The organism is Pseudomonas veronii (assembly GCF_002028325.1).
Lineage (GTDB): Bacteria > Pseudomonadota > Gammaproteobacteria > Pseudomonadales > Pseudomonadaceae > Aquipseudomonas > Aquipseudomonas veronii.
In genome coordinates this window covers 1,266,412-1,287,033 of the sequence record NZ_CP018420.1, presented here as the reverse complement: position 1 = coordinate 1,287,033, position 20,622 = coordinate 1,266,412, and the positions used below count along the sequence as shown (strand labels likewise).

8 protein-coding genes are annotated in these 20,622 nt (G+C 65.0%); 3 read left to right on the top strand and 5 right to left on the bottom strand.

The features are described 5' to 3' along the window. Positions 1 to 9 precede the first annotated feature (9 nt). Complete coding sequence (locus PverR02_RS05840; protein ID WP_017844578.1) at positions 10 to 1,428, bottom strand: amino acid permease; 1,419 nt, start codon at positions 1,426 to 1,428, stop codon at positions 10 to 12. A gap of 481 nt (positions 1,429 to 1,909) precedes the next feature. Here PverR02_RS05840 and PverR02_RS05835 point away from each other — a divergent pair, with 481 nt between their 5' ends. The 3 genes from PverR02_RS05835 to PverR02_RS05825 all read left to right on the top strand — a co-directional run bounded on the left by PverR02_RS05835 (position 1,910) and on the right by PverR02_RS05825 (position 15,447). Continuing rightward, positions 1,910 to 7,111 carry a hypothetical protein gene (locus tag PverR02_RS05835; RefSeq protein WP_079442931.1) on the top strand — a complete coding sequence of 1,734 codons (5,202 nt, stop codon included), beginning with the start codon at positions 1,910 to 1,912 and terminating at the stop codon, positions 7,109 to 7,111. Positions 7,112 to 7,184: 73 nt separating this feature from the next. Further along, entirely contained in the window at positions 7,185 to 10,286 is a 3,102-nt protein-coding gene (locus tag PverR02_RS05830; protein ID WP_057004325.1) for a transglycosylase domain-containing protein, read from the top strand. Positions 10,287 to 10,368: 82 nt separating this feature from the next. Next, positions 10,369 to 15,447 carry an NEL-type E3 ubiquitin ligase domain-containing protein gene (locus PverR02_RS05825; protein ID WP_079442930.1) on the top strand — a complete coding sequence of 1,693 codons (5,079 nt, stop codon included), beginning with the start codon at positions 10,369 to 10,371 and terminating at the stop codon, positions 15,445 to 15,447. Positions 15,448 to 15,493: 46 nt separating this feature from the next. On the opposite strand, the gene PverR02_RS05820 is transcribed toward PverR02_RS05825, so the two are convergent. The 4 genes from PverR02_RS05820 to PverR02_RS05805 form a co-directional block, all read right to left on the bottom strand. Then, complete coding sequence (locus PverR02_RS05820) at positions 15,494 to 16,708, bottom strand: hypothetical protein (protein WP_079442929.1); 1,215 nt, start codon at positions 16,706 to 16,708, stop codon at positions 15,494 to 15,496. A 41-nt stretch (positions 16,709 to 16,749) separates the two neighbouring features. Then, a complete protein-coding gene (locus tag PverR02_RS05815) occupies positions 16,750 to 17,220 on the bottom strand; it encodes a CS1 type fimbrial major subunit (RefSeq protein ID WP_079442928.1) in 471 nt (156 codons plus the stop codon). Further along, a complete protein-coding gene (locus PverR02_RS05810; protein ID WP_017844572.1) occupies positions 17,217 to 17,957 on the bottom strand; it encodes a hypothetical protein in 741 nt (246 codons plus the stop codon). Before PverR02_RS05810 ends, PverR02_RS05815 begins: the two co-directional genes overlap by 4 nt. Before the next feature lie 118 nt (positions 17,958 to 18,075). Beyond that, complete coding sequence (locus tag PverR02_RS05805) at positions 18,076 to 20,595, bottom strand: TcfC E-set like domain-containing protein (RefSeq protein ID WP_079442927.1); 2,520 nt, start codon at positions 20,593 to 20,595, stop codon at positions 18,076 to 18,078. Between the last annotated feature and the right edge of the window lie 27 nt (positions 20,596 to 20,622).

Sequence of the window (20,622 nt, the reverse complement as noted above, 5' to 3'; positions counted from 1 at the left end):
GAACAAGCGTTACGCCGAGCGCGCGACGCCTTGGGCAACCTGGGTCGGTTGCAATTTGAACGTGTAGAACAGCACCGTCAGCAGCACCAGGAATACCGGGCCGACATACAGCGCGACGCGGGTGTCCGGGAAGTACGCCATCAGGCCCACCACCAGCACCAGGAACGCCAGGGCCAGGTAGGAACTGACCGGGTACAGCCACATGCGGTACTTGAGGCCCGCCTGTTCCGCCGGGCTCAGGCTCTTACGGAACTTGAGCTGCGCCAGCAGGATCATCACCCAGGTCCAGATCGCGCCGAAGGTGGCAATCGAGGTGACCCAGACGAAGACTTTCTCCGGCACTAGGTAGTTGAGCAGCACGCCCAGCAGCAACGCAGCGATCGACAGCAGCAACGCATTGCGCGGTACGCCGTTGCGCGAGGTGGTGCCGAAGGTCGCGGGGGCCTGGCCGTTCTGCGCCAGGCTGTAGAGCATGCGCCCGGTGCTGAAGATGCCGCCGTTGCAGGATGACAATGCAGCGGTGATCACCACGAAGTTGATGATGCCGGCGGCGGTCTTGATGCCCAGACGCTCGAAGGTCATCACGAACGGGCTGCCCTGGGTGCCGATTTCATTCCACGGGTAGATCGACAGAATCACGAACAACGCGCCGACGTAGAACAACAGAATGCGCCAGAACACCGAGCCGATGGCATTCGGGATGGTCTTCTGCGGGTTCTTCGCTTCACCGGCGGTGAGGCCGATCATTTCCACGCCCAGGTAGGCGAACATCACCATTTGCAGGGACATCAACACCCCCTGCACACCGTTGGGCATGAAGCCGCCGTGGGCCCACAGGTTGGAAATCCCCAGCGCCACGCCGTCATTGCCGAAACCGAACGCGATGATGCCGACGCCACCGATCACCATGGCGATGATGGTGACGATCTTGATCAGGGCGAACCAGAACTCGAACTCACCGAACGCCTTGACCGCGATCAGGTTGATCGTGCCCATGCTGATCAAGGCCGCCAGGGCCCAGATCCAGCGCGGCACATCGGGGAACCAGACGCCCATGTACACGGCCACGGCGGTGATTTCCGCGACGCAGGTCACCAGCCACAGGAACCAGTAGTTCCAACCAGTGAGAAAGCCCGCCAACGGGCCGAGGTAATCCTGGGCATAGCGACTGAACGAGCCGGCGACAGGGTTGTGGACCGCCATTTCGCCAAGCGCGCGCATGATCACCAGGATCGCCAGGCCGCCAATGATGTAAGAGAGCATGATCGCCGGGCCGGCCATTTCAATGGCCTTGGCCGAGCCAAGGAACAGGCCGACACCGATGCAGGCGCCGAGGGCCATCAGGCGAATATGCCGTTCGCCCAGTTCACGTTTCAGCGGGCCGCCCTGAGCGGTCTCGCCATGAGGCAGGTGGTTGCCAACTGGCATAGGGGTACAACCTCGTCTTGTTATTGGATTAAGCCACCGAGTACTCGACGTCGCAGCAGGTCCGCCAGGACGCCTCACACCGGGTTCGCCTCATGGGCCAACCCGTCTGGCCATGGCCAGTTCAGCGGGGGTGCAGTATAAAAAGCTCAACCCAGGGTTTTTCACTTAATAAACGGCAAGATTCAGCGAGAACTCGCGGTAAAAGCGGCTTTTGTGGAGGGGCATTACCTGGATAGCGTAAGGATTTTCTCCGTTTGACGCGCGCCGAGTATTGCACAGCTTTGGTGCAGCGTCATGCCCCTACCTAGGCCGTATATACCCAGCCGAAGGCTCTGTTTCAATACTTTCAGCCCATCAGGCGGACAACGCGGAAGCCGGCCACGGCCGAACGGGAAGCATCGCCATACCCGCCGCCGGGCCGCCCCTTCACCATGGGGTGCTTCGATTGCCAGGACGGCAATCCCAGCGAAAGGATCTCCCCATGCCGACCACCCTCGACGTACTCCAGCAAGGCCGGGCACGACGCCTGGCCGCCGATGGCCAATTGATCAGCGCGTTGTTCAATCACCTGACAAACGGCGACTCCACCACAGTGATCGTGCCCGAGCACTCCACCCTGGGCTGCTGGCTGCAGGTATACCGCCGCGCACTCAGCCGCCCACACCTGCGGGCCTGGGCCACGCGCCTGCCGGTGGACCTGGCCGGCCTGGACGTGCCGCTCGAAACCGCGCCGCTCGAACTGCCGGCGCAATCGGTGTTGAATTTCTACGGCTATCCCTACCCCGAGCATCGCGGCGAGCGCAGGGTGATCTCCCAGGCACTCGATCAATCGAACAGTTTCGCCGAGCCCAAGGCGGGGCTGGATGACGGGTTGAAGCGGTTGAATCAAGACCGGCAACAGATCGCCGACCAACTGCAAACCCTGCTCGACGACGACGATTTCAGCCTGTTTTCCTGCTACAGGAGCTATTTCAAACTCGACTCTGGTTCGTTCTGGGCCACCGCCCAGCAAACCGGCGCCGCGTTACTCGACGCCATCACCCGCAACCCGTCGTTCCTGGCGCTGGAAGCGGTCGACGGCCTGCAACCCGGCACGTATATGTTCGATCCCGCCACACGCCGGCTCAGCGGCAAAAAAGCCTGGGGCGGGCTGGTGGATATCGGCATCGAACAACTGCTGGCGCTGCCCCTGGACGGCCAGCTTGAACAACTGGTCGAAGTCGCCGAGCAGTTGGGGAGCTTTGTCCACCAGAGCGGCCAGTTCAGCCTCGCCCAACTGCTCAATTGCCATGATCTGCCGGTGCCCGACACACCCGCCGAAGCCCGCGTGCTGATCGACACGCTGCGCCAGTCGACGGCGTTGACCACGCTGCCGGTCAGCGACCTGGCCAACGCCGATCTCGCCCTGATGCAGCACCAGCAGTGGCTGGCCCAGGACCATGACCGCGACGTCATGGCCGAGTGCTTGAAAGGCCTGATCCAAGCCCCGCCCAACGACCACGTGATCGACACGGCCAGCGTGACGTTGCACCCCGCACCGGACTCCGGCGCGCCGCACCATCCCGCCGTTGTCCCGCACGCCATCTGCGGCCCCTTCACCCTCCAGCAACTGCTGCAACAGCACGATCTTGCGCCACCGACCAGCGTCGACGAAGCCCAGGACACCCTGCAAACCCTGGAGATGAACCTGCCCCGCCGCCCCGAGTTCGACGACTATCATGGGCTGTTGAGCGCCACGCCCCACTCGCCGGCACGACTGCTCAGCGAACAGCGCCACAGCGTTCTCGCCACCTCCAATCACGGCCTGCCCGATGGCCACCCACGCCTGCTTGACCGCTTGTGCGGCACACTGCTGAGCGACCTGAGTGCTGACGCGATCCGCGCCCAGGCCGACCACTTGCTCAAACAACTGCTGCGGCGCGGACCGGCGCGGCAGTTGGGCCAACAACTGGTGACGGCGCTGCACTGGTACGGCCAGCACCCGGACGAAGCCGCCAGCCAGACCAGCCTCGACCTGTTGGTGTTGAGCGCCCTGATCCTCGACCTCGACCCTGGAGCCGGCGAAGCAGGCGCTCCCATCGCCGGTTTCGAGCTGAGCGCCCACGCGGGCAAGCCCCATGGTGAAGTGCGCCAAGACCTGGAACTGCATTTGGTGCGAACCTGCAAGGTCTCCACCCGCGCTGCGCCCCTCGCCGCCCACCTGTTGCTGGCCGGCGCCGCGCCGGAGTTTCTGGTGCGCGGGCTGCCCGCGACGATGCGCTTTCGCAGCTCGATCGCCTGGATGAGTTTCAAGCAAGGGGTCTTGATCGCGCAGGCCATGGCGCCCGGCTCACCGCGCCAACTGAGCTACCACGACATGCTCGCCCTGGCATCCATGCCCGCCACGACCGGCCAGCAACAACAGTGGCGCGAATACCTCGCCACCCGCACCCTGCTCGACTGGGCCATCACCGTGGGCGAACTGCCCGAACGCGACAACACCGCCTACCTCGCACATGAAATCGACGCGCTGAAGCTGCGCCTCAGCCAACGTCTGCACGCCTTGAAGGCAGCCCTGATCACCTTTGCCGACGCGCCACCGACCCGCCGCAGCATTGCCCTGGCCGACCTGAAAAACCTATTCCCCAACCAGACGCTGCTGGACAAAGCCTGCCTGTGGCGCCCCGTCCCGCCGCTCGCCAGCGGCAGCCTGCGCTTCCCGATGCACCATCACGAGCGCCGGAACTACAGCCTGCACAGCCTGGTGGAGTTGCACATGGATGGCCAACTGAGCGACAGCCGCTGGCAGTCCACCGAGCCCCAACTGGACCTGGCACAACTGCGCCCATCGTTCGGGCGCCTGGGCAACATCCATCAACGCTTCGACAGCGCGTTCGCGGCCTACATCGAACGCCTGAAGCAGGCCTACAGCAGCCTGATCGAAGACCTGCTGGCGCAACTGCCGCTGGCCGACCGACACCACCTGCAACAGGCCGACTTGCAACTGTTGGTACTGAAAAAAGAACCCGGCAAAGACCTCGCCCTGCTGAGCCCGGAGGAAGCGTTGGCGCGTAGCGCCCGAATGGGCGTGATCCTGCGCGGTACATCGCCCAGCGCGGTGCAGGAATACGAGCTGTTCCCGCTGTTGAACCGCGTCGACAAACGCCGCGGCGCACCGCTGGCATTCCACGAGGGCGGCACGCTGATGTCGGTGGCCACCGGCACTCCCCACGCCACCCGCCCGGTCACCCAACTGCTGATGGGCGATGAACTGCCACTGGACTGGGACGCCTATGCCAACGGGCGCCCGCCACGGCCGGGGGGGCGCGCCAAGGTGATTGTGCAGACGCTGTGGTCATTCAGCCCGCCCCCCGCCCAGCCGCCGACGGCGGCGGCGCTGACCTACGGTTCGACGCTCAACCGCGCCATTGCCCAAGCCATCGTGCGCGAGCACTTCTTCCTCGAAGTCGACGCCTTGCACCTGCAAGCCCGGGGAACCACGCAGCGCGAGCAGATGCAACAACGCTGGGATCGGTTGTGGACACGCCTCAAAGCCCTCGTGCCGTTCTGGTCCTGCGCCGAGGACCTCGCTTCCGGCGACACCCGCCGTGTCATCGACGGCGGCTACGCCTGCTTTATCGACCTGTTGGCGCTGCTGTTCCCCACCCAGCGCTTTCTCACGGCGTCCCTGGCGGTGTTGAAAAAAACCGCGCCGTTGCCGATCAAACTGCTGCAATTGGCCCGCTTGAGCGGCGCCTTCCTCAACACCGCGCTGAACCCGCTGGACGGCCTTCCGGGCCTGTTCAGGCTGGCTCGCAGCGGGGTGATCCGGCTGAGCGGCGGTGCGCGGAAAATCCTCCACACGGCTATCGAACAGGTTCAACGTCGCACCGCCGACCGGTTCCTGCTCGACTACCCCCGGCTGCTCGCTGGCGCCAACCTCGGCAGCGGCACGCTGCTGCGCGGCAGCGACCTGCTGCGGATCAATGCGCTGCTGCACAAAAAACACTGGTACCCGTGCCACCCGTTCACCGGCAAACCCTATGGGCCGCCGAGCCACACCTTTCGTCTGGACAGCGCCCTTGGCGTGGCGCCGATGCAGAACGCCCGCGGGCAGCAGGTGCTGGTCAGCGAACGGCTGTTCGCCACCCAGCCGCTGCTGATTGCGCGTCGCGACGCCACCGACCTGCTCGACGGCGACAACCTGTTCCGCCTGGAGCACCAGGCGCCGACCCACCTGGACGACCTGGCCTCGCCCGCCTACTTCAAGGCCGCCGAAGGCTTCGACAGCCTGTGCGGTGCGGCGCGCAGCAAACGCAGCCCGATCCCACTGATCTGCTTCACCAAAAAACTCACCGCGTTCAACGCCTCGATCCAGCAACGCCGCGCCCAGGCCATCGAGCACCTGCGCCTGATCCCCGCCCCCGCCGTCGGCCCTGACCCGCGCAAGCTGGTCCACAACCGCCGGCTGTACGAAGCGATGCCCCAAGGCACCAGCTTTGAACTGACGCCAGTGGCCAGGACCGCGCCGCTGACCTACAAGCCCCAGCTCACCGGTCGGCTCATCGCCAACGAAGCGCAATTCGGCCTGCCCAACAATCAGCTGGACAATCAACTCAACCGCGACACCCGCGTGGTCGAGCTGACCGGGCTGACGGTGGGCACCGATGACAGCCGAACCCTGCGCGCCATGGCGATCGAACTGACCCCGGCGGAAGGCACGCGGATTATCGTGGAGGCCGACGCCGGGGTCTTTTACGAAGGCATCGCCATCGCCCCCGCTCCGGCGATGCTGTTCAACCGCCTGGACTTCAACCTCGGCGGTGAGCCCGAACAGCTGATCCGCGCATTCAGCCAGCGCAAGCTCGACTACTTGAGCGCCGCCGGGTTTGTGCATAACCGCCCGTTGGTCACACTGCCCACCCTGGAGGTACTGAGCCAACAACTGGCCAGGCGCGGCTTCGGTGCGGCCAAACTCAAGCGCCTGCTCGAGCAGTCACGCGGCCTGCGGGTCATCAAGCAGCGCGAGTTGTTGCTCAACGCCAGCGATCAGGGGCAGCGCCTGGGCATGAGCGTGGCCGTCACACCCTTGAAACTCGACACCTGGCCGCCCTACCTCGCGCAGCCTGGCCAGACCCTCAATCAGTACCTGGCCAGCAAGGCCCAGGCCAGCACCGTGGCGTTGGTCAAAAGCACCGGGATCGGCTCGGCCAACATCGTGGGCACGGGGGTCGACGAGCTGGAACGGCTGGCCATCGCCGAACCGCTGGTGATGTGGCAGTACAGCCGGGCGGGCCAGCCCAACTACACCGAAGTGATCCTCAAGACCGGCGCAGGCAATTGCGACCAGATGGCCCACGTGGCGAGCGAACTGATCAGGTTCAACGGTGGCGCCGCGCGCGTCTGGGGCACCAGCCCGCCCGCCCACGCGTTTGTGGTGGTGGGGAACCCGCCGGCGACGCTGGGCTCGACCCTGGACTTCAGCGAAGCGGGCTGGGTCGGCCTGTGGATATGCGACCCCTGGGCAGCCATCGTCTGCCCGGCAAGCGACTATGTGCGTCAACTCAACGTCAAAATGCACATGTGGTACCTGGAAGACATTTCGGTGTTTTTCAACGATCGCGGCACCTACCGCTGGGGCCAGGCCAACGACCGCAACTGGCTGGCGCTGCTGCGCAACGGCGTGAAACGCCCGCAGCCGTGAGCCGACACATTTCGTCACCAACGACTAAGCTTCACCCAAGTCCGATCAATCTGCGTAAATGGATGAATCGACTATGGGCGCTTTATGGCAAACCGATTCGAAACAGGCTGCGCTGCCGACCGACAGCCCGGATCAACTGCCATTGCCACACAGCGCCCGCCGGCGATCCGGGTGGTGGCGCCTGGTGTGGCTGGTACTGTTGCTCGCGCTGCTGGCATTGGGCTGGGCCGCCAGCGTGGAAATGCACACCTCGCGCCTGCAGGCCCGCTACCTGAGCCCGTTGGCCGCCACCCTCAGTTATCGCCTGGAGCCCGGCGCCAGCGATGCCATCGTGTACCCCGGCGACGGCCCGTTCGACCGGCGCCTGGGCTACAGCGCGCTGAATGAATTTCTACCGCGCCTGCTCAAGCGCAATTACCTGATCCAGGCCCAGACACGCTTCTCCCCGGCCTTGCTGGGCTATGCCGAGCACGGGCTGTTCGTGCCCTACGCGGAAAAAGTCCAGGCCGGCCTGAGCATCACCGATTGCCGCGCCGCGCCGCTGTATGCCTTCACCTACCCGCAACAGCTCTACGCCAGCTTTGCCGAGGTTCCGCCGTTGGTGGTGCAGAGCCTGCTGTTCATTGAGGACCGTGACCTGCTGGACCCCACACAACCGCTGGCCAACCCGGCGGTGGACTGGCCGCGCTTTGCCAAGGCGGCCTGGTCGCAAGTGGCCAAACTCCTGCATCTGCCGGGGCAGACCGCCGGCGGCAGCACCCTGGCCACACAGCTCGAGAAATATCGCCATTCGCCCGACGGCTTGACCTTGTCCGGCGGCGAGAAAATCCGCCAGATGATGTCCGCCAGCGTGCGGGCCTACCAGGCCGGGCCGGACACCTCGGGCAGTCGGCGCAATATCGTGCGCGACTATCTCAACAGCGTGCCGTTGTCCGCCGTGCCGGGCCACGGCGAAGTGCATGGCCTGGCCGAAGGCCTGCGGGTGTGGTACGGCGCCGACTTCAATCAGGTCAACCAGGCGCTGAGCGACAGCGCACAAGACCCGGCGAGCCTGGCCAGACGCGGCCTGGCCCTGCGCCAAGTGCTGTCGCTGATGATTGCCCAACGCCGGCCCTCGCACTACCTGACCAAAGGTCGCGAAGAGCTGGCGCAATTGACCGACAGCCATATCCGCCTGCTCGCGCAGAACCAGGTGATCCCCGCCACCTTGTCCGCCGCCGCCCTCGCCAGCCACGTGACCTACCGCGACTGGCAGCAGCAACCGACCCTCCAGCCGGTAGAAACCAACAAAGCCATCAACGTCGCCCGCAGCCGTCTCGCCAGCCTGCTCAACCGCTCGCTGTATGACCTCGACCGCCTCGACCTGTCGGCCACCAGCACCTTGCATTACGCGCTGCAAACCCAGGCCACCGACTACCTCAAGCACCTGGCCGACCCGGCGTTCGCCGCGCAGATGGGCCTGCTCGGCCCGCGCCTGCTGACGCCGCAAAGCACACCGCAGGTGCGCTACAGCTTCACCCTCTACGAACTGACACCCGACGGCGCACGCGTGCGGGTGCAGACCGACAACACCGACCAGCCGTTCGATATCAACGAAGGCAGCAAACTCGAACTGGGCTCCACCGCCAAGCTGCGGGTGCTGACCACCTACCTGCAGATCGTCACCGAGCTGCATGCACGCTACCAGGCGCGCACGCCCGCCGAGCTGAAAAGCGTCGAGCTGCCCGAGCAGGATGTGCTCTCGCGCTGGGCGCTGAATTACCTGATCCAGCACAGCGACCGCGACCTGGCGAAAATGCTCGACGCCGCCCTCGACCGCACCTACTCGGCCAGCCCCGGCGAGGCGTTTTTCACCGGCGGCGGCCTGCACCGCTTCCATAACTTTCGCAACGAAGACAACGGCCGCAACCCGACCTTGCGCGATGCCCTGCGCGAGTCGATCAACCTGCCGTTCATTCGCCTGATGCGCGACCTGGTGCGCTACACCACCTATTCGGGCGAAGACAACAGCGCACGGCTGCTCAAGGACGACAACGACCCGCGCCGCCAGGAATACCTGGCCAAGTTCGCCGACCACGAAGGCACCGCGTTCCTGCTCAAGTTCTGGAAAAAATACCGCCACAAAGACACCCAGGCCCGGCTCGACACCTTCATGGACAGCCTGCACCCCACCGCGATCCGCCTGGCCGCCGTCCACCGCTATCTGCTGCCCCAGGCCAGCCAGGCGAGTTTCAACACCTTCGTGCGCTCGCACCTGAAAAACCTCAAAACCCCCGACACGCTCAGCGACGAGCGCCTCGAACGGCTCTACCAGAGTTACGGCCCCGGCGCCTACGACCTGCCGGACCAGGGCTATATCGCCAAGGTGCATCCGCTGGACCTGTGGCTGCTGGGCTACCTGCTCAACCACCCTGAGGCGAGCTTCGACGAAATCGTCAAAGCCAGTGAATTCGAACGCCAGGAGGTCTACAGCTGGCTGTTCAAGAGCCGTCACCAGAGTGCGCGTGACAGCCGGATCCGCACCATGCTGGAGATCGAAGCGTTCCTCGATATCCACCAGCGCTGGCAGGCCGTGGGCTACCCGTTCGACCATCTGGTGCCGTCGCTGGCCACCGCCATCGGCAGTTCCGGCGACCGCCCCGCCGCCCTTGCGGAACTGATGGGCATCATCCTCAACGACGGCGTGCGCTTGCCGGTGCTGCGTATCGACAGCCTGCAATTCGCCAGCGGCACGCCCTATGAAACCCGCGTGGTCAACGACCCGAACCGCGGCAAACGGGTGCTGCCCAGCGAAGTCGCCACGGCGTTGCGCGGCGCGCTGTCGCAAGTGGTCGACGCCGGCACCGCCAAGCGGGTGGCCGGCAGCTTCAAACTGGCGGACGGCACGGCGCTGGCGATGGGCGGCAAAACCGGCACCGGCGATAACCGCATCGAGGCCATGGGGCCCGGCGGGCGCATGCTCAGTTCGAAATCGATCAACCGCACGGCGACCTTCGTGTTCTACATCGGCGCGCATCACTTCGGCACCCTCACCGCGTTTGTGCCGGGGGCGTCGGCGCAGCACTTCACCTTCACCTCGGCCTTGCCGGTGCAGGTGCTCAAGGGCATGGCGCCGATGCTCAACCCGCTGCTGCAACCGGGCGACCCGACGCTGTGCCTGGCCCGCCAACCCTGACGCCCGGCTGCACTACCTATCTGCCACCGCGGCGCGACGCCGCCACACACACTCATGGATCACCCTTTACAGGACTTGATCCATGCCCGCTCTACCGTCACTCGACAGCGCCTTCAACGGCGCCCACTACGCGCACATCCGCAACGCCCTGCCGGCCTGGCTCACCCAGGCCACGCCCGCACGCCTCGGCGCATTGAAAACCGCGCGCCTCAACAGCCTGACCGCACCGGCCCCGCTCAAGGCCGCCATTGCCGAACATTGGCAGCGGCAAAACCGCCTGGACCAACGGCTCGCCGCGTTGAACGACGTGTACGCCTTCGCCGAACCGCTGCTCAAACACGCCCTGCGCGACTATGGCGCGGTGGATGTGCGCAACACCTACCTGCGCCTCTATGTCGAAGCCAGCCTGGCCTGGTGGAAGATCAACATCAGCGGCGCACAGACCAGCAAGACCGTGTCATTGCTCGATGCGGCGCTGGGCAACTTCGCCGCCAGCGACGACTTTCTCGACTTCGCCTTCCTCGGCCCGAGCGATGCGCGCGGCCAGCGCGATGTGCTGTCGATCACCCACCGCACCAGCGGCGCCCGCCTCACGGCGCAGGGGTTCAAAGACATTTGCCGCCAGCTGGATCTCGGCGCGCAGTATCAACTCAAGCTCAGTCAGGCGCTCGGCTTCAATAACCCGCCGCTGGCCCGCACGGTTCACGACGAGGTGGTCGCACGCCACAAAGCCGCGCTGAACAGCGCCGCCCACCTGGCCCTGGCCAAGGGCGACCTCGAGCCCGAGACGCACGGTTCGATGCTTGACCTGCTGAGCGACCGGCCGAGCCCGCTCCAGGCCTACACCCTCAGTGTGATGAACGTCACGCTGGTGGGCATCGTGCTGTTTATCGCCGCGCCAGGCCCTCGGGTGATCGCCTATGTCGCCGAAGACCCCGAACACCCGCTCAAGGCATACCCGTCGCCCCAGGCGTTCATGGCCGAACTGACCCGTCAGTTGCGCGACAAGGCGCGCTACCAGGTGTTCTTCAGCCAGTTCGTGCCCCATGCCGAGCGCGGGGCTTTTTTTGCCGGGCTCAATGCGCGCCTCAGCCACATCCAATGGCACCAAAAAGCCCGCACCGACAGCGGGCCGAGCTGGAAAGACACGCCGATCAGCGACCCCAACCTGCACTTCAGCGTGCAACGCTGGCAGGACGATTATCGCCAACGCCCGCCGACACCCCACGCGGACACCCTGTGGAGCTACCTGTATCGCGTGCAACTGAACAAAATCGTCAACGATGCGCGGACTATCGCCGTGTCCAGCACCGACGTCGAACGCCACGCCCGCTGGGCCTGGTGGGACAACCTGGAGCAGATGTTCGCCGACCTCCTCAATGCCGCGTTGCTGGTGCTGACGCCCTTCGTGCCGGTGCTCGGCGAACTGATGCTGGTCTACAGCGCCTACCAAATCATGGACGAGGTGTGCGAAGGCGTCGTCGACTGGAGCGAAGGCCGGCGCACCGAAGCCTGGGAACATGTGGCGGGGGTGGCCGACAGCGTGATCCAGTTCGCCCTGTTTGCCGCGGGCGGCCACATCGGTCAGCTGGCGCGGCTCAAGCTCTCGCCCTTCATCGAAAGCCTGGTCCCGGTGCAGCGGGCCGACGGCAGCCGGCGCTTGTGGAACCCGGACATCAGCGCGTTCGCCCGGAAAACCCCGATCCCCGCCGATTCGATACCGTCGCCCGCGGGCCTGCATCAGCATGACGGCAAAACCCTGCTGGCCCTGGACGACCATCACCTGGAGGTGCAATACGACCCGCTCAGCGACGCGCACCGCGTGGTCCACCCCGAACGCCCGGACGCCTACCGGCCGCGCCTGCAATTGAACGGCGACGGCGCGGCGACCCACGAGGGCGAACGCCCGCGCACCTGGGAGCGTGCGCAGTTGCTGCGACGTCTCGGGCATCGGGTGCAACCGTTCAGTGACACGCAGCTGGAACAGCTAAGGGTCGCCAGCGCCACCGAAGACGGCGCCCTACGCCGCATGTACGAGTACAACGAAACACTGCCGCCGTTGCTCGATGCCGGCCTCAAACGGCTCGAAGCGGCCGACTCCATCCAGGCGGCCAGCGAAAAAATCCGCGCCGGGCAGGCTTTGAGCGCCGACCCGAGTTCGGACTGGTTCGAGCAGATGGTCACCGAACTCGACGGTTGGCCCCGGAACAAAGCGCTGCAAGTGTTCCTCAAGCCCGACCTGAGCGGCAGCTCGCACCGCTATGGCGCTGCGCAAGCCAGCGCCGCCGACACCTTGCGCATCAGCCTCGGCGAAGTGCTGTCCGGGCACTTGCCGGAACGGGTGCTGGGCTTTCTCGATGAAGCGGCAATCACCCGCCTGCTGGGCGCCGAGGTGCCGAAGTCGCAGCGGGTACACGCGTTGCGCGAGCAACTGGCCGACTACGTATTGAGCCAGAGCCGCGACATCGCCCCGGCGGTCTACCGCGCCCGTGAAGAGAGCGACGACCCCGGCATTATCAGCCTGCGCCACGACCATCCCGACCTCGACCTGAGCCTGGCCCGCCGCCTGCTCGACACCGCCCGCCCCGCCGAACGCCAGGCCCTGGCCGCGCACCGGCGCGGGCCGTTGCGCCTGCGCAACCTGGCCGACGAGCTGCACGTGGCCGCCGAGGCGGCACGCGCCTACGAAGGCTTCTATCCACCGGCGTCGCCCAGCCCGGCCACGGAAACCCTGGTGCTCAAGACCCTGCAATTGCACGCCGACGTGCTCAGCGACCTGCACCTTGAAATCCGCAACGGCGCCGTCACCGGCCCTCTGCGCAGCCAGGCCGGCCCGGACACTGCCACCACTCGCCGGGTGTTGGTCCACAACAGCCTCGGTTATGCGGTCTATGACGGCGCCGGCCAACCGTTGCACAGCCCGGCCAATCTGTACGAAGCCGTGTTGTCGAGCCTGCCCGCCGCGTCGCACAGCGGGCTGGGTTACCGCCCCGGCGAAGGCGCAGACCTGCGGCACTGGCTGATGACCGCCCTGGAACCCTTGGCCGAGCGCCGCACGCTCCTCGCTGAGCCGGCGACTCACCGGGTGATGGAGCGGCACACCCAACAGTTGCTCGGCGGCCCGCTGCTCAGCCGCTGCCGCGCCGCCCCTGCCGATCACCCGGCAACGTTTGCCAGGGAGGTCTTGCAACGCTTGTTTCCGAGCCTCAGCGAGCAACGGCTGAGCCGCTTTATCGAGGCGATCCCCACCGACCAACTGGGCACCACCCTGAACGACCTGACCCTGGAGAAACAAACCCTGCACAGCCAATTGCAGACCTGGAAACAATCGCCCACCCATCACCCCAAAGGCAGCGTCCAGGAGCGTCAACAACTGGCCAGCCGCAAACGCCTGGCGCTGCTCCTCGAACAGACCTGGGCCGACCGCTACGCCGAATACACCGACGATTGGGGCCGCACCCAACGCGGCGCTCGGGTGGACCTGAACGGCATGCCGTTACCCGAATCGCTGCCCGCGCTGACCGTCAACTTTGAACATGTGACATTCCTGGACCTGAGCCAGAGCAGCGTCGGGCAAACCCATTGCGGCTTGCTCAAGCACTTCCCGGCGCTGCACTCCCTGGACCTGAGCGACAACCACCTGACCAGCCTGCCGGTCGAGCTTGGCGCGATGCGTTTGCTGCGCAACCTCAACCTCGCGAGCAACCGCATGGCCCTGTTCCCCGAAGACGTGACGCGCCTGCGCAACCTGCGCCGCCTGCAAGTCCTGATCCTCAGCCACAACCCGCTCAGCCTCGCGCCGGACATCACGCGCATGCCCAACCTGCGCCGCCTCGACCTCAGCCACACACAGATCGGCCAATGGCCCCGCGGCCTGTTTGCCCACCCCAGGAACGATGCGTTCGACCTGAACCTGAGCGGCAACCCGATCCGCGCCCTGCCCACCCTGACGCCGGAACCCACGGCTGCGCGCACCGTGGCGCGCACTCGCCTGGACCGCAACACGCTGAACGACGATCAGCGCACTCTGTACGAACGCTACCGCAGCGAGGCCGGGCTGGACCCGTATCGCACCTATGAGCCCCAGGGCAGCAGCGATCCCTGGCTGGAAGGCGTCGACGCCAACACCCGGCTTGTCCGCGAGCAGCTGTGGGACGCCGTCGAAGACGAACACGGCTCCCAGGGCTTTTTCGAAGTCATCAAGCTGCTTGAGCCGCCCGAGTTTTTCGAGAACCCCCAGGACCAGCAGCGCTACGCCCGCAACCAAGCGGAGCTGACGCAACGGGTATGGCGCTTGATCAACGCCACCCACGCCGACAGCGCCCTGCGCGAGCGCTTGTTCAAGCTGTCGAGCTTCCCCGGTTTGTGCGGCGACGGCGGCGCGCAGATTTTCAATGAGATGGGGATCGAGGTCATGGCCAGCGAAGGCCGGCGCTTTTCCGCGTCACTGGCTGAACTCGAAGGCCGACTGGTGACCCTGGCTAAGGGCGCGGCGCGCCTCAAGCACCTGAACCTGGTGGCCCAGGCGGACGTCGCCCGGCGCCTGCGGCCCATCGACGCCGGCGGCGAAGGCCAGCGCCTGCGCTCCGAGCTGGTGGACGGCGAGGCCGGCGAGGTGGACGAAGTGGATATCCACCTGGCCTACCAGACTGCCCTGGCCAACAGGCTGGATTTGCCCTGGCTGTCGGACCACATGCTCTACCGCGACACCGCCAATGTCAGCCCGGACCGCATCCAGCAGGCGTACACCACGGTAAGGGAAATGGGCCAGGACGACGGCCTGGTCAACCAGATGCTGCTTGAGCCGTATTGGGAGACCTTCCTGCAGGAAACCTACGACAACCGCTATCAACAGAATCTCACCGAGTACACGCAGAAGTTCTACCGCCTGGACGACCTGCAAACCCTGCAGGCGCAATGGCGCGAAGAACGGGAGCCGCAGCAAAAAGCCCAGCTCGCCGAGCAGCTCAAGGCCCTGGCCGACGAACTGGACACGGCCGAAAACCTCGTGCTCAGCGACACGCCGATCAGCGACGCGCTCTACAACCGCCTGCTCAACGACCTGGGCTACAAGGAGAAGGACTGGATGCGCGACCTGACCCGCACAGCCCTGAAAAAAACCGTTCAACAGCGTAACCGGGCGCCGTTGTCCGACACGTGAGGGCACTGCAGGCGCGCGCATGCCCGCGCCTGCAACCCCCCGCGGGTCACACCTCCGAATCCCAGATCACTGTGACGTTCCCTTCATAGGTGCCGGACTCACCGGGCTGCAACATCGTCTCCACATCGTCGCGCGCCACTTCGAAATGCAGGGTGCCAGGCTTGCGGTCGACGAACATCGTCGACAGCAACAGGTGCGTGCCGCTGCCGTCCAGCCGCAGCGGACGGCGCTGGACCGGCTGGCCCTCGGGGTCGACGATGCCGTGGGGCATGGTCACGCCGACCTGCAACGGCACCGAGCGCCCCGACCTGGTGTCACGGATCCGGCAGGTGTTGTCTGCCGCCTCGACGTACTGGCATTCCATGCCGATCCTGAAGCGCGCGGTGGAATAGAAGTTGAAGGTCTGGTCCCTGAACAGCCGCGTCGGTTTGCGCCCCTGGCTCAACCAGCCTTGCCAGCCACCCTGGGGCAGCAACTCGACGCGCTCACCGCCCGGCGGGATCTCGACCTTGAGGATGTGATCGACCGAAAGAATGAAATTGAGGGTGATCTGCTCATCGTTGGGTAACATCACGTTGCCCAGGTCGAAGTCCTTGTGCGGCCCGACGCTGTACGTCACCTGCCCGCGGTAGGTCCCGGCCCTCATCCCCAGGGGATCGGGCGTGACCAATTCGTAGGTGAAACCGAGGCCATCGAACCAAAATGTCTCGGCGGGGATATGGCTGGCGGCTCTTTGCGCACACCCCCTGACACCTTCCGGCAAAAACCAGGTGAACGCGAAAAGCCATTGGTTGCCGACACTCACCCCGCTGGATTGACACGGTGGCGGTGGATAATCGTGTTCCCAACGCACAGTGGGGTCCTGCCGCAGCCACCGGAACACCATGCCAATGCCACTGATCCGGAACTGCAGGGTTTCGGCCTCTCCCGTTTCGTCATGCACGACGGTGATGTTTCTGCGTTCGGTCGGCGCATGAAACAACAGATGATTGCGATCGTCCCCGCCCGGCACGATCGGCGCGCTCATCCGAAAATCGATCGGAAGACCGATGCTGTAGCGCGTCTCGTTGCAGTACTGCGGCGCCCAGGTGCAATAGCTGTTACCCGGCGGCGTGTGGTTTTTGAACACGTTGCGCGCCGGCTGGCTGGGGTCCGGCCGGAACGAGGCCAGGATGTCCACGGTGGCCGCCGTTACGTCGGCGGGCAGCCCCACCAGCAGCCCGGCCAACCACAGCCCCAACACCTTGTTTTTGATTTGCATGGGTTCACTCGTTCTGAAAAAACTCAAGCGTCGCCCCCGGTTCATGGGCGCAACGCATCGAAAATGATCTGCACGTTGCCGAAGTACTGGCCGGGGAGGTAACCGTCCTCAGGCTTCTGTGCGGCAATTTCCAGCAGCACCCGTTTGCCGACACGGGCCTCGGCTTCCGGCACCACACGCATGGCGCCGAGCCCCAGCACCTGCTGATTGAAGGTGACGGTGAGCGCAATGTTGTCGCGGCCGTTGAACAGCACCGGCTCATAGGCGAGGTAAGCGTCCACCGCGCCCAACACGTTTTTCACATCGAAAGGCTCGCGCAGCGCACTCAGGGTTTCAGTCACCGGGTTCCAGCTCAGGGTTTGCTCACGCTCCAGAAAGCCGGGGTTGAGCGGCAATACATAGAAGTCACTGGTGGGGACTTTGACCGACACCTGGAACACCGCCTCCTCGCGGGCGGCCAGGGCGCTGAAGCTGAGCGCGCTCAACAGCGCCAACACGGCCCAGCGGCTCATCCTTTCACCTCTTGATTCTTCTGCGTGTCGCCTTCCACCAGTTTGAAGGTGTAGTGGCGCCCGGTTTGTTTATCGAAGGTAAAGGCACGCCCCGGCAGCACGTGGTTCTTGGTGGTCGGATGGCAATCGGTCGGCTTGCCGGCCACACAGTTCTTGAACTCGTCGACCACGATCACGCTGTTGCCGTTGTTGCGCAGTTCATAGCGGGTGGCGCCATCGTTGATGCGGGTGTCGTAGCGGGTGTCCTTGGGGCGCACGAAAAACACCGTGCCATAGCCGGCCAGCACGCTGACGCCGGCCTGCAGGGTCTTTTGATATTCCTCACGCTCTTCTTCGGACAGGGCAAAAGCGTCCTCTTTTTCCGGCACCACCGGGATGTAGCGCACCCGGAAGTAACGCTCGCTGGCGCGCTCGCCCATGTACAGCAAGCGCGTGCCCTGCATGCCGTTGGCCGGCACAATCAGGCGCGCGGGGCTGGCCATCAGGCCATCGCGGGCGCTGGCGTCAGCCTGGGATTGCACGGGAATTTCCTGGGGCACGCCGCTGGCGTCGTAGACGATTTCGAGGATCTCGACCTTGACGAACGCGGTGCTGGTGCCGCCGTTGAAGATGCGTTTGAGGTAGCTGCTCTTGCTCCCGTCCAGGTAGTCATAGACCACGCCGACGTTGATATTCGGGCCCGCCTGGACCCCCAGGGAAACCATCCACACGCCCAGGATTGCGGCTAATACTTTCATTGCTTTACACCTCATTAACGGTTGGCCTGAAGCCAACCCACTCGACTTGCGAAGCGCAAATACCCGCGCCCGAACAGGCCTATCCGTATCGATGTTCATGGCTTACACCCTGTGCGAATCACCCCGACGTCGGCCGCTCGAATGCGCCATCGGCCAAGGTATCCGGCGTGCAACGCAGGTCGCCGATCATCAGCACATCGTTTTCACTGCGGGCCTTGCTCGGGTCGAGGCGGAACTGACAGAGCAACTGGTTGCCCCGGCGCACTTCCAGGGTGGGCGAGCCGGCGTTCATTTCCATCGAGAAGAACCCGTCGACCTCGCTGACGCCACGGCTGGCATGGTTGATCACGTGATGCCCCTTGAGCGGGCGGCCCTGCGGGTCGAGCAGGCGACCGAGCACGGTGACGGTTTTCATCACGCGGATCTTGCGGTAGTCCACCCCGCCCTTGTTGATGTGGTAGGCGCTGCGCGGCGGCTGGATGTTCGCCGCCGGCGGGTGGTTGCCGTCGAAATCGAACGCCACCGAGCCGGTTCGGTAGGCGGTGAGCGGCACGAAGTTGCGCCCCGGCCGCAGCGCGGTGCTGCCACCGCTGAGGTCGTCGGCGCGCAGGGTGATGTCGTCGAGGTCGGTTTCCACATCGACGATCATGCCCGCGCCGTCGCCGTGGTACTGGCTGGTCAGGGCCACCTTCTGGCCGCCGACGGCGAAGGTGCTGTGCAGGTTGAGGCCGCCGGTGAGGTTGCCGTTGAAGGAGGAGCGCTGGGCAAACGCATCGCCTGCGAGCATGTCGCCGTGGAAGCTGGTCATGCCGGACAGGCCGACGCCGTAGGTGTCGCTCAGTACGGTGGCCGAGACGTTCTGCAGCACATGGCCGCTGAGGTCTTTGCGGTAGGTCAGCGAGCCATTGTTGTCACGCTTGCCGTCGCGCGAGGTGCGTGAGCCGATGCTGCCCGACCACTGCTCGCCCGGCCCACCGAGGGCCAGGTTGAGGGTCAGGTCGACGCCACGGTTGCGCCGGTCGCCGGTGCTGCGGCTGGCGGGGCGGTCGAACAGCGACAGGCGCCAATTGGCATCGCTGCCGAACAACCGGTCGTGCTTGCTCCAACCCAGGTCCAGGCCGACGCCCTCGACGTTGCCCTGGCTGTGGGACAGGCGTGCATTGAGCGAATGCTGGTTGATCAGGCGGTGATTGATCGACAGCGACGAGGTACTGGTCTGGCCGACGAAGGTTTGCCGGGTGCGCAGCCGCGTGCCGTCGGGCAGCGTGTCGTAGGTGTTGCGGGTGTCCAGCCAACTGCGGTTGTGGCTGGCGATCACGCTGCCGGCGCCATAACTGTAGAGGCCTTGCACGTCCATGCCGGTGCCGTGGTCCTGGGTCTGGTAGACGTTGGCGTACAGGCTCGCCTGGGTCGCCAATGTCCAGTCGATGGAAGCGCCGTATTGCATGCGCTCCTGCACCTGGCGCCCGGACAAGCCGACGATCACACGCGGGTGCAGCAGGTAATTGAGCGAAGCGCCGGCGGTCATATCGCCTTTGTCGCGTTGCTCCCAGTTGTTGAACAAGGTGCTTTCGCGGCCGGCGAACACGTTGTAGCGCCAGCGCTCGTCATGGTTGCGCCAGTTGTTGGGCTTGTACACCAACTCCTGGGTAGTGGCAGTGACCTGGCCGTCCTCGACCAGGCGCACTTCCACTTCATAAATGCCACCGGGCAACGGCCGCGTATCGATGCTCTGCAAACCGGCGGCCACCGCCTGGGTGTTGATCAGCAGGCCGTTGCGGTAAATCTCCACCGAGCCCTGGCGGTTGGAGGTGACGTAGATCGGGTACACGCTGGGCTTGGGGTTGTTGATAGCCAGGCTGTCGGAACTGCCGAGCATCGCACCCACGGCGATATCCGGCGCGGCGCCGAACGCGCGCGGCTGGCGATTGAGCCCCTCGGAGGTGGGCGTGAAATAGCCCAGGCGCAGGAACTGGCCTTCGAATTCGCGCTGGGCGTACAGCGAATACAGTGCGTGATAAAGCTGGGTGTCCGGCCCGCCGAGGCGCGCCAGTTGCAGGTTGAGCGCATGGCTCCAGTTCCCCAGGCTGCTGCTGGCTTCAACCCCGAAACGTCCGCCGAGTTCCTGCGCTTGGCCGCCGTTGAGGTTCAACTGGTTGCTGACAATCAAACCCGTGCTGCCGTCCTGGGGCTGGTGGTAATAACGTTGATGATCGGTGTCGTGCTCGGCGTTCTCCGTGAGGATCGAGACCAGCGAGTTTTCCAGGTTGTAATGCACCGCCAACATCTTCTCCGGGCAGGTTTGCGTGCAACTTCCCAGGGCCGCGCCTTGTTGCAGGTAGTCGCTCCAGGTATCGCGCTCAGCGGGTTGTATCGGGCTGTCGCTGATATCGGTAAAGTCCAGCAGCGTGAGGCGGTCATCGCGCGAAAGTATCACCATCGCCTCGCCCAGAAAGACTTCGTCGCGTTCGATACGCACGGCCAGGGGCACATCAAAAAAATGCTCTTCGAATTCGCTCGGCAAACCTTTCGCCTGAGCCAGTAAACTGCGTGGCGTATAACTGTTATCAGCCGTCGCCCAGGCAGCCGAACAGGCAAGCAGGGCCAGCGCCGCCGCGATGGGTTTCATCGGGAACATGAACTTAATACTCTATGGCGAACTGCA

What these genes read in the sequence shown, in the direction of transcription:
- PverR02_RS05815 (WP_079442928.1), bottom strand. Translation starts at nt 17,220, where the DNA reads ATGAGCCGCTGGGCCGTGTTGGCGCTGTTGAGCGCGCTCAGCTTCAGC.
- PverR02_RS05805 (WP_079442927.1), bottom strand. Translation starts at nt 20,595, where the DNA reads ATGTTCCCGATGAAACCCATCGCGGCGGCGCTGGCCCTGCTTGCCTGT.
- PverR02_RS05825 (WP_079442930.1), top strand. Translation starts at nt 10,369, where the DNA reads ATGCCCGCTCTACCGTCACTCGACAGCGCCTTCAACGGCGCCCACTAC.
- PverR02_RS05810 (WP_017844572.1), bottom strand. Translation starts at nt 17,957, where the DNA reads ATGAAAGTATTAGCCGCAATCCTGGGCGTGTGGATGGTTTCCCTGGGG.
- PverR02_RS05820 (WP_079442929.1), bottom strand. Translation starts at nt 16,708, where the DNA reads ATGCAAATCAAAAACAAGGTGTTGGGGCTGTGGTTGGCCGGGCTGCTG.
- PverR02_RS05835 (WP_079442931.1), top strand. Translation starts at nt 1,910, where the DNA reads ATGCCGACCACCCTCGACGTACTCCAGCAAGGCCGGGCACGACGCCTG.
- PverR02_RS05840 (WP_017844578.1), bottom strand. Translation starts at nt 1,428, where the DNA reads ATGCCAGTTGGCAACCACCTGCCTCATGGCGAGACCGCTCAGGGCGGC.
- PverR02_RS05830 (WP_057004325.1), top strand. Translation starts at nt 7,185, where the DNA reads ATGGGCGCTTTATGGCAAACCGATTCGAAACAGGCTGCGCTGCCGACC.